Origin of the sequence: uncultured Maribacter sp. (assembly GCF_947496775.1) — a bacterium.
Classification (GTDB): Bacteria; Bacteroidota; Bacteroidia; order Flavobacteriales; family Flavobacteriaceae; genus Maribacter_B.
The window spans coordinates 117,781-132,941 of record NZ_CANMDU010000006.1 but is presented as its reverse complement, the minus strand read 5'-3'; the positions used below and the strand labels follow the sequence as shown (position 1 = coordinate 132,941).

General features: G+C 32.7%; 12 protein-coding genes. 7 read left to right on the top strand and 5 right to left on the bottom strand.

Annotation, left to right across the window (positions count from 1 at the left end; translation table 11 throughout):
* Positions 1-182 precede the first annotated feature (182 nt).
* Complete coding sequence (locus Q0856_RS11300; protein ID WP_298505050.1) at positions 183-878, top strand: LytTR family DNA-binding domain-containing protein; 696 nt, start codon at positions 183-185, stop codon at positions 876-878.
* A gap of 60 nt (positions 879-938) precedes the next feature.
* On the opposite strand, the gene Q0856_RS11295 is transcribed toward Q0856_RS11300, so the two are convergent.
* Positions 939-1,631: an aspartate/glutamate racemase family protein gene (locus tag Q0856_RS11295; RefSeq protein WP_298505049.1), complete on the bottom strand. Its 693-nt coding sequence runs from the start codon at positions 1,629-1,631 to the stop codon at positions 939-941.
* A 133-nt stretch (positions 1,632-1,764) separates the two neighbouring features.
* Here Q0856_RS11295 and Q0856_RS11290 point away from each other — a divergent pair, with 133 nt between their 5' ends.
* The 6 genes from Q0856_RS11290 to Q0856_RS11265 all read left to right on the top strand — a co-directional run bounded on the left by Q0856_RS11290 (position 1,765) and on the right by Q0856_RS11265 (position 9,375).
* On the top strand, positions 1,765-2,655 hold the full coding sequence (locus Q0856_RS11290) for a LysR family transcriptional regulator (protein WP_298505048.1): 891 nt from the start codon (positions 1,765-1,767) through the stop codon (positions 2,653-2,655).
* 224 nt (positions 2,656-2,879) lie between these two features.
* Entirely contained in the window at positions 2,880-3,158 is a 279-nt protein-coding gene (locus tag Q0856_RS11285) for a hypothetical protein (RefSeq protein ID WP_298505046.1), read from the top strand.
* A 241-nt stretch (positions 3,159-3,399) separates the two neighbouring features.
* Positions 3,400-4,089: an ABC transporter ATP-binding protein gene (locus tag Q0856_RS11280; protein WP_298505043.1), complete on the top strand. Its 690-nt coding sequence runs from the start codon at positions 3,400-3,402 to the stop codon at positions 4,087-4,089.
* Between the two features lie 4 nt (positions 4,090-4,093).
* Positions 4,094-6,592, top strand: coding sequence for a TonB-dependent receptor (locus Q0856_RS11275; RefSeq protein ID WP_298505041.1), 2,499 nt, complete (start codon positions 4,094-4,096; stop codon positions 6,590-6,592).
* Positions 6,593-6,594: 2 nt separating this feature from the next.
* Entirely contained in the window at positions 6,595-8,034 is a 1,440-nt protein-coding gene (locus tag Q0856_RS11270; RefSeq protein ID WP_298505039.1) for a DUF3526 domain-containing protein, read from the top strand.
* A complete protein-coding gene (locus tag Q0856_RS11265) occupies positions 8,035-9,375 on the top strand; it encodes a DUF3526 domain-containing protein (RefSeq protein ID WP_298505037.1) in 1,341 nt (446 codons plus the stop codon). It abuts the gene before it with no gap.
* 293 nt (positions 9,376-9,668) lie between these two features.
* Here the strand turns inward: Q0856_RS11265 and Q0856_RS11260 are convergent, their stop codons facing one another.
* From Q0856_RS11260 to Q0856_RS11245, 4 genes are all read right to left on the bottom strand, one after another.
* Positions 9,669-10,367 carry a DUF4386 domain-containing protein gene (locus tag Q0856_RS11260; RefSeq protein WP_298505035.1) on the bottom strand — a complete coding sequence of 233 codons (699 nt, stop codon included), beginning with the start codon at positions 10,365-10,367 and terminating at the stop codon, positions 9,669-9,671.
* 156 nt (positions 10,368-10,523) lie between these two features.
* Positions 10,524-11,360 carry a hypothetical protein gene (locus tag Q0856_RS11255; protein ID WP_298505033.1) on the bottom strand — a complete coding sequence of 279 codons (837 nt, stop codon included), beginning with the start codon at positions 11,358-11,360 and terminating at the stop codon, positions 10,524-10,526.
* 6 nt (positions 11,361-11,366) lie between these two features.
* Positions 11,367-14,087 carry a TonB-dependent receptor gene (locus Q0856_RS11250; RefSeq protein ID WP_298505031.1) on the bottom strand — a complete coding sequence of 907 codons (2,721 nt, stop codon included), beginning with the start codon at positions 14,085-14,087 and terminating at the stop codon, positions 11,367-11,369.
* Between the two features lie 88 nt (positions 14,088-14,175).
* A complete protein-coding gene (locus Q0856_RS11245) occupies positions 14,176-15,150 on the bottom strand; it encodes a FecR domain-containing protein (RefSeq protein WP_298505029.1) in 975 nt (324 codons plus the stop codon).
* Positions 15,151-15,161: the final 11 nt, after the last annotated feature.

Below are 15,161 nucleotides of genomic sequence, written 5' to 3'. Positions count from 1 at the left end.
TTTTGTAACCTTCTATGATTACTGAATCGAAAAGAAAATTAATGGGGCTTGAAAATGTAAAAAGGCGTTTAAATCTGTTATATTCTAATTCCCATGGATTAGAAATGGGTGATAAGGAAAGGAAAAGATATTCTTATAAATTTGTCTAGTGATTTATAAGATTCAACACAAAAAGTAGGTTAATGATTAAAATTGGTATCATAGATGACGAAATACTAGCTCGTAAAGTGTTAGAAGATTATTGTTCAAAAATTGACAACTTTGAAATAGTACTAAGTACAGGCAACCCACTTGAATTTATCAATTTTATTCAGCAAAATGATGTTGACCTTATTTTTTTAGATATAGAAATGCCTGAACTTAATGGTATGGAGATTTTACGTTCTATGGTAAAACCTCCTAAAGTAATTTTAACTACGGCCTATTCTGAATATGCATTAGAAAGTTATAATTATGGCGTTGTAGATTATTTATTGAAACCTATAAAAATTGAACGTTTTTTAAAAGCAATAAACAAAGTTTCAGCTTCAAAAATATCAGAATCTAACAAAGCGAAAGGCAATGAAGAACTTCAGATAAAACATGATGGAATTCCCGTTAATATTTCATTTAAATCCATTCTTTACATTCAGAGCTTTGGAAATTATTTAAAAATCTTTACAGACTCCAGAATGTATTTGATTACAGAAACACTTGTTAATATGACGACATTATTGCCTGAGAATTTTCAACGCTCACATAAATCATACATTGCTAATTTAGATAGGGTCACAAAAGCAACCAAAACACATTTGCTAATTGAAACTAATAAAGTTCCTGTGAGTACTACATACAAAGTTGTTGTTTTTAAAAAATTAGAGGCTTTGGCAAAATTATAAAATTGTTGATTTCCGTTTTGCGTTTATTTCATCTCAACTTTTTATGATATATAAAATTGTTTACTTCAAACTCCATTTAACAGCTGTATTAACATGAATTTCTCCTGTGTCAAAAGTTGGAATTGTCACGTTGTTTTCTCCAATAAGCATAGGTAGTTCGGTACATCCCAGTATTGCACCTTCAGCCCCATGCGATTGTGCTTTTTCAATAATTTTTATAACACTTTGTTTAGAAGTTTCGGTAAACTGTCCTTTTAACAACTCACTGTAGATGATCCTATGAATCTCACTTCTATCTGCTTCGTTTGGAATGATAACCTTTAATCCATAAGACTCCTTCAAAATCTGAGTGTAAAAATCTTTCTCCATGGTATATTTAGTTCCCAATAGCAGTATTTTGTTTAGCTCCTGTGCTTTAATGGCTTCTCCTGTAGCATCTGCAATATGTAGAAATGGAATTGAAATGTTTTTTTTTATCTGATCACTAACAATATGAATTAAGTTGGTACACAAAAGCACCATATCGGCTCCTGCATTTTCAAGTTGTTTTGCACAGTTTGCTACTATTTGACCAATTGCATTCCAGTCATTTTTAAACGTTAGCTTTTCTATTTCTGCAAAATCAACCGATACCACTATTGTTTTTGCTGAATGGGAACCGCCTAACGATTCGTTTATTTTTTTATTAATGCGTTCATAATATAGCTTGGAGGACTCCCAACCCATACCTCCTATTAATCCTATTGTTTTCATAGTTATTGTATTTACTTTCATCAAAATTATATGTAGGACGTTGGTTTTGATTAAAATGTAATTGAATCCTTTTACTGGTATAGTTGTTTTTTTTTCAACTACATTGATTTACATAGTGTTGTATATTTGATTGATGGAGTTAAAATATTTTAGACTTATTAAAACTATTGCTGAAGAAGGTAATCTTGCTAACTCTTCTGAACGTTTGTTTTTAACGCAATCTGCTTTAAGTCATCAATTACGCGATTTAGAGGAACGATTAGGTTTTAAGGTATTTCAGAGAACTAGAAATAAATGGAAACTAACCCAAGAAGGTACAGAGCTATATAAATTGGCCAATACATTATTTAGTTCTATTGATGAAGGTTTTAAGGCTATAAAGCACATAAAAGAAGGCTCAAAAGGAACCATTAAATTAAGTGCTGAATGTCAATCTTTTTTTCATTCTATTCCTTCATTTATACAAAAAATGGGAATCCTTTATCCTGAAATTACTATAGATATTACACTTGGTGCTACACATCAAACCATATCGCAAGTATTGTCAAATGAAATAGATATTGCTATTGTAACAACGCCTCCGGTATATGAAGAAGTTGAAAGCTTAAAAGTATTTGAAGATGAGATTTTTGCAGTTATTCATAAAGAAAATCAACTTAATGGTTTTGATTATTTAGAAGCAAGTCATTTTTCGAATACTCACTTATTAATAAACTCCTTTCCTTTAGAGGGTGTGGCGGTATATGAACATTTTTTAAGACCATATAAAATACATCCTATTAAAATTTCTGCAATTCCGTTTACCGAAATCACCTTATCCATGATTGAAGCAAATATGGGTATAATGTGTGCTCCAAAATGGCAGTTAAGTTCGTTTAAATTATCTAAAGAGTTGGTCTTTAAACGTCTTGGGAAAAATGGTTTGAAGCGAAAACATTATTTAGTTGTAAAAAAAGAGCAACGTAACAAAACGTACATAAATGATTTTATTTCAAGCTTTGAAGAATATTTTTTAGAAATATAATTTAATTTCTGCCGTACCTCTACCCTTTTATTTCTAAAAAATTATTATAAATTTTCTATATAGGGACAAAACAAAGTTGAGCTCTTTCAGTAGAGCTATTGATTGTCAGTCAATTAAGATTGTGAAATATTTTTATAGCATTTTTTGATATCAAACACCCAGATAATTTATAATATTATTTACTTTTACCCTCTCAGATGAAAAATTTGAAACATCATATAGCTATGTTTTACGTAGCCTTGATTCTTTTATTCAAGGTTGGGGGCTTACATGCGCTTACGCATTATCATGCGGACCATACTGATGTTCAACACTGTGAAGTCTGTCACATTACAACAGCAGTTAATTTTATCCCTCTTCTTGACGTAGAAATTGCTGTTTTATCGCAACCAGAATACTTTTTTCTGGAACAGAAAGTTACCAATAATGCTTCGAACATTGTTTATAGCAATGGGGATTTATCAAGTTACTTTTGTACAAGACCTCCTCCCCAAAACGTATAGCCCATTTTTTTAGTGTAATCCTATGTTAGTAGGATACTTACACTCTATTCACAAATTATTTTAAGGTAATATGATTCGTTTCTTTAAATGAGTCATACTGTACTGACTTTGTATAACTTTTAAATATGGGCTACACCCTTTTTAAAGTGGTGATTATATGTCAAAAATAGCGCCTACACTGTATCAATTACGGTGAAATATACGCGTACCAAACAATTATAATTAATTTAATTAAATAGATATGCTAAAAGCATTGAACATTGCAAAATCTTACAATGGAAAAGTTGCATTGAAAAACGTTTCCTTTGAAGTTTCTAAAGGTGAAATATTTTGTCTATTAGGTCAGAATGGAGCGGGAAAAACTACTACAATAAACATTTTTTTAGGTTTTCTTAAAAAAGATGGAGGTCAAGCCTTTATAGCAGATAGAGAAGTTGGTAAAGACAATACCAACCAACTTACAGCTTACATTCCGGAGACAGTTCAGTTATATGGAAATCTTACCGGTATAGAAAATCTAAATTTCTTTACGCGCTTAGCGGGATTTAAATATTCCACATCTGAACTAGAGGGTTTTCTTAGTAAAACTGGACTTCAAGAAGATGCACACCATAAAAGACTATCCGCTTATTCTAAAGGAATGAGACAAAAAGTTGGTATTGCCGTGGCGCTTGCTAAGAATGCTGAGGTTATTTTTATGGATGAACCCACCTCTGGATTAGACCCAAAAGCAACCGCAGAATTCACCAAAATTTGTAAAGAACTTGCTGGTATGGGAAAAGTAATTTTCATGGCCACGCATGACATTTTTAATGCTGTAGAGCTTGGCACCACTATAGGTATTATGAAAGAAGGCATTTTGGCGCAACAATTAAAAGCAAGTGATATTAACGCAGGAGAATTAAACCAACTTTACTTAGAAACTATTTAAAATAATGAAAAACTATATACTATTTATACTTACAATGTTAGCAGTTAATGCTGCATTTGCTCAAATTTCGATTACAGGAAAAATCACCGATAATCAAGGAGAACCTATTTTAGGAGCAACAGTTTCCTATTCTTATGACAATTCTAAAGAGAAAAGTGGCACCGTAACTCAGGAGGATGGCAATTTTAATTTTGAACTTGAGAAAACGGGGAATTATCAACTAAGTATTGATTTCATAGGAATGAAATCTTTAAAGTTTCAAAAATCTTTTGACCAAGCAAAATATTATGACCTTGGAACCATTATACTTGAAGAGAATGTAGAACAACTACAATCCGTTGAAGTCACTGGGAGACTAAGAACCGATTATAATAGTGATTATTCTTTTTCCGCAACTAAAGTTGCTATTAAAAATAAAGAGCTGCCACAAGCTATAACCTCTGTAACCAAAGAATTAATTGCAGATCGTTTGGCTTTTCAATTACCAGAAGCTGTAAAGACGGTAAGTAATGTTACCGCTACTGGTTTATACAATCACTATAATATTCGAGGTATAACACAAGCAGATGATGGCCAGGTTTTAAATGGTATGCGCACCCGCCAATATTATTTTTTACAGCCAATTACCACTCATCTTGAGCGTGTTGAGGTAATAAAAGGTCCATCCTCCGTAACTTTTTCAAGTGCAGACCCAGGTGGTACAGTAAATATGGTAACTAAAAAACCGTTAAAGGAAAAACGTAGTGAAGTGTCTTTAACGACAGGAAGTTTTGGAACCTTAAGAGCAACAGCAGATTTTACAGGGCCCTTAAATGAATCAAAGACTTTGTTGTATCGTTTTAATGCTGCTATTCAAGAAGCGGATTCATTTAGAGATGTTGTCAACAATAATGCTATTTTGTTTGCGCCTTCTTTAAGTTATGTTCCCAATGAAACCACATCTTTAAATGTAGAAATGATTTACAGTGATGCCGAAGGTAACCTAGATAGAGGTCAACCAATATTCGGGGCGTTTAATGGCGAATTTGATTTAAATAGTACTCCAATTACTAGAAATGTTGGTGCATCAAGTGATCATTATAAAAACAAAGAGTTCATCTTTATGGCCAATTTTAATAAAAAGTTTACCAAAAATTTTGAATTCAATGCCCAGTTCATGAAACAAACTTGGGATGAAGATTTGGCTGAACATAGAGTTGGTGGTAGCATAGTGGATATCGATGGTAATGTGATTCCTACCCTAGCAAGATTGCGATATGATGAACGGCAACAATATTGGGAAACGGATAATTTTAGTGCCTATTTTACATATGATATCAACAAAGGTAATGTTACCAATAAACTATTAGTTGGTTACGATGCTACACGTTGGGAACGAAAAATAGGAGCTGGATTCTTACGTGCTAGAAGATATTTAACCGTTAGCGGAGGTCAGTCTAATTTTGACCCAAGTAATGCGGCTAATTTTGAACAAATAGTTGTTGATGGTGTTACTATACCAAAACCAGCTGCAGCTTTTTTTAATTTGACAAATCCTTTTAACGGTGCTAGAGATGTTAGTGATTACAATCTTTCTGAATTATCTATACCTGCAAATTTGAATACTTCAAACGGATTCTATATTCAAAACCAATTTAAAGTCGGCAAATTTTCAGCTTTGTTGAACTTGCGATATGAATCTTTTACAGATATTTTTAATTATAAAAACGATGAAGAAGAATTTAAAACCAATGCTTTTGTACCTAGACTAGGTTTAACCTATGAAGTTACAAATAACATAAGCGCATATGCTACCTATTTAGAAGGATTTCAACCGCATACTAATACCGTTTCATTGTCACCAACGGCTGAAGGTTTCTTTTGGGCTGCTTCACCTGCTAGATTCGACCCGCTAGAAAGTAGCTTAACAGAAATAGGTGCAAAGGGAGAATTCTTAAACGGAAAAATATTTGCTAATCTCTCTATTTTTAACATCACTCAAAAAAATATCTTATTGGGTGATACTTATGATTTAGATAACCTAACAAGTAGAGGAGAACAGAAAAGTACAGGGTTCGAAATGGATATTTCTGGTTACGTATCATCAAATTTTAACCTTACTGCATCTTACGGTTTTGCAAATGCTGAAATTGTTGAAGACGCCATAGAAGAGTTTATTGGAGAACCAATCGGAGGAGCTCCAAAGCATACTGCTAATTTTTGGGGACGCTATGACTTTATGAATAATACCTTGAAGGGTATTGGTATTGGTTTTGGTGCTCAATATGTAGATGAAAGATTTACTTGGTACAATCCTACATATGCTACAGATAGAGTGCTATTACCTTCGTATACAGTTTTTGATGCTGCTGTATATTATAGGCCAAATAACACAGGTATTCAATTGACACTTAAATTGAATAATTTGTTTGATGAAACATATTGGTTAGGTGGTCTTAACCCTTCTAGATTAGGGCCAGGCGCACCAAGAAATTTCTTGCTAAACGCAACCTATAAATTTTAGGTATGAGAAAAAATGTAATTTATTTGTTGGCACGGCAACTTTGCACGGATGCCATTAGGTCAAAAGTAATGGGCATAGCTTCAATTTTAATGGTGTTTTTGCTTAGTTTTTCGGTCTATAGTGGTTGGGAAAACTACCACGATCAAAACAATACCCGTGATGCAATTCAAGGTGAAGTACAAGAGAGTTGGGAAAATAATCCTGATAAACATCCTCACAGAATGGCTCATTATGGTTCTTTTGCCATTAGGATAAAACATATACTTAGTGTTTTTGACCTTGGAATGGAAAATTTTGTAGGTAATGCTGTATTCTTGGAAGCCCATAAGCAAAATACAGTTAATTTTAGTGAGGCTAGTATGTCTACTGGATTGTTGCGCTTTGGTGAGGTAAGTCTAGCGATGCTATTAAAGGTAATTGTTCCTTTATTAATTTTTTACTTAGGGTTTGCAACTATTGCTCGTGAACGCGAAAATGGTACATTAAAATTACTAATTGGTCAGGGTATTACGAGAAGGGAGATTGTTTTTGGAAAATGGCTAGGGCTTTGGAGTTTATCCTTGCTATTTCTGTTCACTGTATTTATTGTTTTATTGTTTTTTGTGGTTATAGAATCTCACGATGTTATGCAAGCAGAGAGTCCATTCAGATATAGTATACTTTTGGTCTCTTACATTTTATTTTTCGGTATTTTATCAGCTATTACCATTTTGGTTTCAGCCTTTAGTAAAACAGCAAAAGGTGCTTTGGTAAAACTTTTGGGAATATGGTTACTTTTTGTAATCATTGTTCCAAAATCATTACAAGCAATAGGGTATTACCTATACCCTACACCTTCTAAAATAGAAATGGAAACTGCTGTAGAGCACGATTTGATTAAGCAAGGTGATAGTCATAACCCTGATGATCCACATTTTAAAGCAATAAAAGATTCAGTTCTTTTAGCAAATAATGTAGAAAAAGTAGCAGATCTTCCTTTTAATTATGGTGGCTTCATTATGGCCAAAGGAGAAGCTTTAAGCACTAAAGTTTATCTAGAACATCAAGAAAAGCTTTATGATGTTTACAGTAAACAAAATAATCTAGAGCGCTACTCCGCTTTTGTAAACCCTTACACAGCTATCAAAAATTTATCTACGGCTTTATCTGGTACCGATTTTAAATCGTTTTTACATTTTAAAGGTAAAGCAGAGGCCTATAGATTTAAACTAGCTCAAGAAATGAATCGTTTACAAATGGATTTAATTCCGAATAAAGGCAAGGCAGGTCCAAACACTATTTCCAGAGATTATTGGAAAAAATTTCCTCCTTTCGAATACAACTTTTTGAGTACTACAAAAGTGTTTAAAAATGAAATAATTTCTATACTAGCTCTATTTCTATGGGGAGTATTAGGAGTTTTAGGACTATTAAGATTGTCAACTAACCTAAAAGCCATTTAAATGTATAAATTGTTATTTAAATCTTTTTTTAGAACGAAGATATTTTTGGTAAGTCTTGTGTTACTAATAACTGTAGGTACTGTTAGTATTTTAATTGGAAAACAATATTTGGTAAAGCAAGAAAAAACTATTGTCGCTGCTCAAGAGTTTCAGAAAGAAAGTGTTAAGCGAATATTGAAATATAACGATAAGGATATAGGGTTATTATTGTATTATCTTAAGTTCACGCTGGTGAAAAAACCAGCCAATATTAGCGCAATTTCTATTGGTCAAAGTGATGTGAATCCTTTATTACAAGCGGTAACTATTCGTGGATTAGAAGGACAGAAATATGATACTGATTTTGAAAATCCGTCATTGTTAATGTCTGGAAACCTAGATTTAGGGTTTGTTATTATTTACTTATTTCCATTAGTATTAATTGCAATGACCTTTAACCTATACTCTGAAGAAAAGGAACTGGGTACCTGGCGAATTTTGGCAGCACAAACCTCTAAAAAAGGCAAATTTTTATTTAATAAATTAATAGTTAGAATTCTTTTTGTTTTTGCCATTTTTGTTTTTCTTATGTTTTTAGCGTCTGGTATTTTGCAAATACCTATGAACCAAAATTTTTGGGCTATATTTTTTCACAGCCTTTTATACCTTTTGTTTTGGAGTGCGTTATGTCTATTTACAGTTTCTTTATTGAAAAACTCAAGTTTTAACGCTCTAGCTTTAATTTCAATTTGGGTAGTACTTACCATCTTGTTTCCTGCAGTGGTGAACAATTACGTAATTAATAAATACCAAGTACCTGAAGCTTTAGATGCAATGGTGGAACAGCGAGACGGTTATCATGAAAAATGGGATTTAGAAAAAAATGCTACCATGACAGGTTTTTATGAAGCATATCCTCAATTTAATAATTATCCTGTTCCAGAAGATAGGTTCAGTTGGATTTGGTATTATGGAATGCAACACATGGGAGATTTAGCAGCTAAGGAAACCAGTGCTGAAATGATGGAAAAAATAATACTTCGAAATACTATAAGCGAAAAAGTTGCCCTGTTTGTACCAACAATGCATGCTCAATTAAGTTTCAATAATTTAGCTGGTACTGATATGGTGAGCCACTTAAGCTTCTTGAAAGCCCTTACGCAATTTCATGAACAGTTACGGCTCGATTTTTATCCACGAATTTTTGATAGGAAACCTGCAAATTCGGTAAACTGGGAAAAACACGATACTAAATTTTATATAGCAGAGTACAATTTTAGTTGGATTTATCTGATGCTTCCAACATTTTTTATCACAATTGTAATTACTTTTTTTGGATTGTTTAATCTTAGAAAGTTGTAAAACAAAAAAGGGTTAGATTTTATTTCTAACCCTTTTTTATAAATATTGTTTACCTAATAAAGTTTTCTTTTAGTAAAACCTATTTTGCTCTAACAATAATATCTCCATTATAGCTTTTCATCATAAATTTATGGTCTATCACCATTTATTTTTAAACGATAAATACTTAAATTGATATTGCTTAAATAGCATTTGCATTATCCACAATATAGAAGCCTCTTTAATTGGAGAGGCTTCTATAAATCATATAATATTCCCTGAATATTATGTTTAACTAAAAGAATTGATGCGAATCATACATTCTCAATAGCATCATAATTTTTCAATCCCATAAATAGCAGCCATAAACAAAGGGATATTTCCCCTATATCTGCTGGAATTGTAATATTTTGTAAAAACACAGAATTAATATTTGGATATAAGAAATACACAATAAAATCTATAATATCTACAATAGCCCCCAACATTAAGAAAACTCCAATTACTTTTGGTGCCAATCCTGATTTAAAAATCATATACCCTAATGGAAACATATATAAGCCATAAAATATTTGATTTACCAAATAACCGTCCATGTGAATATTTGTAAAGAACGTTGACAAACTTTGTAATTGCTCGTAATTTAAAGCTCCCACATAATAATCTGTGGTAAGTAATTTTAAACCAGCAAATTGATTCAAAGCATTTTGACAAAACATAGCCACAGATATAACTGTTAAAAGCAACATTAGTAAAGATAAATTCTTATTGATCTTTTTAAATACAGTATACATAACGAATACATAAAAGAAAAAAGAAGTAGACATTAATAAGTCACTCACAAAACCCAAACGAAACAGCCATTGGTTTTCTGTGATATTTGTATACGTTGCTGCCAAGTCTCCTGGCACATATAATTTTTGTCTCACAAAAAATTCTGCAAAAATTCCTGTGATGGCTAGAATTAAAAAAATTAAACCTGCTAATCTTCCTAGTTTTTTGTTTGAATACATGTTGATCTTATTTTTTGATTGATATTATTACGACGGTTTAAATGATAATTTTGTTACAAACAAGTCATTATTACTTTTGTAATTATTTGATTATTTGCTAGTTACATAAAAACAAAAGTTATTCGTTTTAATACCTATAGCTTTCATCCCTACACCTTAAAAACTCTTAATAAACTCACTTGAACTCTGTATCCCAAAAAAACCAAGTGCTCTGCTGTTATCTGAAGTATTAATAATATTTCCTGTTAAATTAGCTGGCGGCGGCCAGAATAATTGGCTAGGGTCATCTTCGCTTCCTGAATTTGTTATTTGACTTTCTAACTGTTCAAACTGATTAAAATAAAACTGATACGTATTGAAGTTTAAATTGGCAATAGTGACACGCACTTCATTTGGGTTATCAATAAAAAATTCGGTAGAATCAAAAGTGGCATTGTCGTTTCCATTAAAGAGCACATCATTGGTGAGATTATTAACTTCTAAAGCCAATCTTCCATTTTTATAAAAACGATAATTGATTAAATAAAAATTGGTGTCATCTACCGGATCTGAAAATATAACGCGGTTATAATCGTTCGTTATTTCTACATCTTTTATGATGATTTCTTCTTTTAAAATTTCTTCATCAGATGTATAGGTTGTTCCATCTTCTAATTCTATTTCCATCCAATAGGTATTCCCAACGGTAGCAACTACCATATTGTTACTTCGGTATGTTCTGTTGAAGTAATTAAAATCATCAGTCAGTAAAGTGTTTTCTCCATTTGAATTTTTAGTATAGATTGCTATTTGCGCATTGGGTATGTATTCTGAAGATGTTACATCTACAGGAACCGTTCTTTGTATTCTTACATTCACATAATTGCTCCCATCTAAAAGAAACCCTGAAATAAATACTTGAGGTTCGTAATTAGAAGCATTAGGCACCTCTTTTACACAACTCACAAAAGTTATGAGAAGTATGATTATTGATATATTTTTAATTGATTTCATCTTAAACTAAAATTTAAAGTTGTAGGTTATAAAAGGGATTGGAGCTCCAAATACTGAAAATTGAAAGGTTTTCAGTTGGTCTCCATGAAACGTCGAAAATACCGAAAAGGCATTGGGGCTTCCGTAAACATTATACAAACCAAAATTCCAACTACTTTGCCATCGTGTATCTGGGTTGCCTTCCGGAGTATAGGTGAATGAAATATCTAGTCTATGTGTATCAGGAATTCGGTATGCATTTCTATTAGAATAAGTTAAATACGGATTTCCATCAAAAGACAATCGCCCTGTAGGCACCGTAGTGGGTCTACCAGTTTGATATGTAAAGAACAGACCTACATTCCATTTTTCTTTTAAATCGTAATTCGCAGTGAGATTCAGCAAATGTGGTCTATCGTAATTAGAAGGATAATAGGCTCCGTTGTTTATATTCTCTTCCTTGAATTTACTAGTTGTTTTTCGTTTGGAAACAGAATAGGTGTAATTAAAATTACCCGTAAGTCTTCCTTTGTTTTTATAGGCTGCAAGTTCTAAACCGTAAGCATATCCGTCAGCAGGTAATAACTGTGTTTCTAAATTTTCGTTTATAAATAAATCGGCGCCTTCTTTATACTCCACAAAATTGGTGAAGGTTTTGTAATAGCCTTCAACTGAAAAATTATAAGTAGTATCTTCTGTATCATAAGCATAGCCTCCTGAAATCTGATTCACTTCCAATGGTTTTATATGAACTCCAGATGGCTTCCAAATATCAAATGGTAACGCTGCTGCGGTGTTAGACATTAAGTGTATATACTGATAGTTTCTGTTATAGCCTAGTTTTAGGGCCTTCCTATCATTTATATCATATTTTAAAGATACCCGTGGTTCAAAGCCCGAATACCTTTTAATCAGCTCTCCTTTTTTATACGTTTTAATATCTGTAATGGTATTGACTGTTGACGGAAAATCTGGATGATATGTAGCAACTGAATTTGGACCTATATTACCGAACCATGAATAGCGAAGCCCTAAATTCATAGTAAACTTATCCCATGTTTTTTCTATTTCGTAGTAAGGTGCAATTTCAAGTCCCTTGTCTTTGTCTAAATCTTCAGGAGTAAAATTATCTCCCACGTTTGATAATTCGGCAGGATTAAATTGGTAAAGCGTTCCATTCACTCCAAATCGCATGGTTGTATTTGGATTAGCATAATAGGTGAAATCTGGTTTAACAATCCAGTTTTGTACTCCAGAGCCCCACTCAAAGGTTTGCCCACTAGGTATAATACCTCCGTTATCATTTTTTGAAATAAATTTATAGGTGTAATTGCTATAAATACCTGACAAGTTCATGAACAATTTGTGATTAAAAATATGATTCCATCGAACGGTAGCAGTGGAACTTTTCCATCTAAAATCAATGGAACCACTTGCACCATCAGAGTTTTCTGCTTCTTCCTCAGTACTCTCTTCAAGCTTCATGACATCTGCTCCAAAATAACCCGAAACATATAGTTTGTTATTGTCATTTATGTTCCATGTTAACTTGGTATTCAAATCATAAAAAGACAATTTTGTATTTTCTAATTCACCTCCTATCAACGGGAAAAATATGTCGAAATACGACCGGCGCCCCGACATCAGAAAATTTAGTTTTTCTTTTACTATAGGGCCTTCTAAAGTAATTCTTGAGAATAGTGTCCCCAAACCTCCTTCGCCTTTAAACGCTTTGGTATTTCCTTCTTTTTGGCGAATATCTAGAACCGATGATGCTCTACCTCCATATCTGGCTGGTATGCCCCCTTTATAAAGCGTCATCCCTTTTATAGCATCAGCATTAACTACCGAAAAAAGCCCCCACAAATGTGAAGAAATATACATAGGCGCTTCATCTAAAAGCACTAGATTTTGGTCTATATTCCCTCCTCTAATATTAAATCCAGCAGTACCTTCACCCACCGAGGAAACCCCAGGTTGCGTTAATATTGCTCTTGTAATATCTGGCTCACCAAAAAAGGCAGGTAATTTTTTAATTTCTGCTGCGCTTAAATTATTGACGCCTGTTAATACTTTGCGTACTTGGCTTTTATTTTTGTTTTCTGAAGTCACTATTACCTCGTCCAGTGTATCAGATGATGGTTGTAGTTCAAAATTCTTTTTAATATTCGCATTTAAACCTATAGTTTCCTCTAAAGAAGCGTATCCTAAATAAGATATTTGAAGTGTGTGTGTTCCTTCCGGAAGAGTTAGGGAATAAAAACCATATTCGTTAGTGGTAGCACCAATACTTTTATCAACTACTACAACATTGGCTCCTAGTAGGGTTTCGCCTGTTTCGGCATCTGTAATAATTCCACTTATGGTATAGGTTTCTTTTTGTGTTTTTTGATTGGAAAGCACCACCAAGTTTTTTCGAAATCTATACTTTATATCTGTATTCTGAAATAACGTATTCATGGTAGATGCAATATCTTTTTCAAGTACATTTATACTGAATTTCTGTTCAACATTTACTTCATCATTATTATATACAAAGCTATAATCTGTTTGATTTTCTATCTGATTAAGAATAGATTGTAGCGAAGCATCCTCTAATTTGAGGCTAATTTTATTTTGAGAAAAACTGGAAACTGCCATCAGTTGAAAGCAGCCTACCAGATATATGGTTAGTGATAATTTCATTAAAAAAATAGTTCTTTTTGAAACGCGTTTTCGTTTTAATGAAACAGCTGTTTTTATTTTCATAAATTTGAATGTTGTTAATTAATACTAATCTTAGGCGATTGGTTTTGTTGACAGTTATAGTGGGAAAGCTGCAATTTTCCCACTTTTTTTATTTAATCATCCACTCATTTGTTTCTGGATTTAGTTTATACGTAAAGTTTTTGGTGTCTTGTAACACCTCTAAAATGTCTTCTGCTGGGGTTGATTTATCAAAAACAGCTGTAAATCTAGACTCGGAAATAGTTGTATTCTTAAATACTAGTTTAATATTCAACTGATTATTAAGGTCATTAGCAATATCTCTAAATGCCATGTTTTCAAATCTGATTTTGTTTTCTCTCCATAGCAACACAGTTTTCTTATTCTGAATGGTAGATTTTACGGGGATGCCATCTGCTTTTAGAATTTTAATATTGTCATTGGGTATCATGATGATTTTCTCATCAAAATAATTTTCTGAAGTCACCTCTACCTTACCTGTTAAAAGGGTAGTTTCTAAATAGTTGTTTTCTGGATAAGCTTTTACGTTAAAGCTGGTGCCCAAAGCTTTTACAATTACATGGCCTGGTGTTTCTACAGTAAACGGATGCTCCTTGTCTTTGGCTACTTCAAAAAAGGCTTCTCCATTTAATTGGATGGTTCTGGGTACATCTTTTTTATATGAAATACTACTTCCTGAATTTAACCAAACCGTTGAACCATCTGTAAGCTCAACTTTCTTTTCTTCTCCAAAATTTGTGGCTATGGCTACAGTGTTATTTGAGAAACTTTGGTAAGCAATACCTGCAATTGAAATGAACAACACGACCACTGCTGCGTATTTAAAATACTTTTGTAATCTGTTATTTTTCTTAACCGCTGGAGCTACTGTCTCAAAGAATTTAGCTTTTTCATCTTCTACATTTATACTTTCTGTATATGGATTTTCTGCTGTTGTCTGGTAAAGTTTAGCAATGGCATTGAAACGTTGCTCATTAAAATCAGATGCGTTTTTCCAAGTCTCAATTTTATTTAGAGTGGGTTTATCTGCGGTTTTGGAAACATAGGCCCAAATTTCAGCATCTTCAACTATGTTGTCTTTCATAATTAGGTATT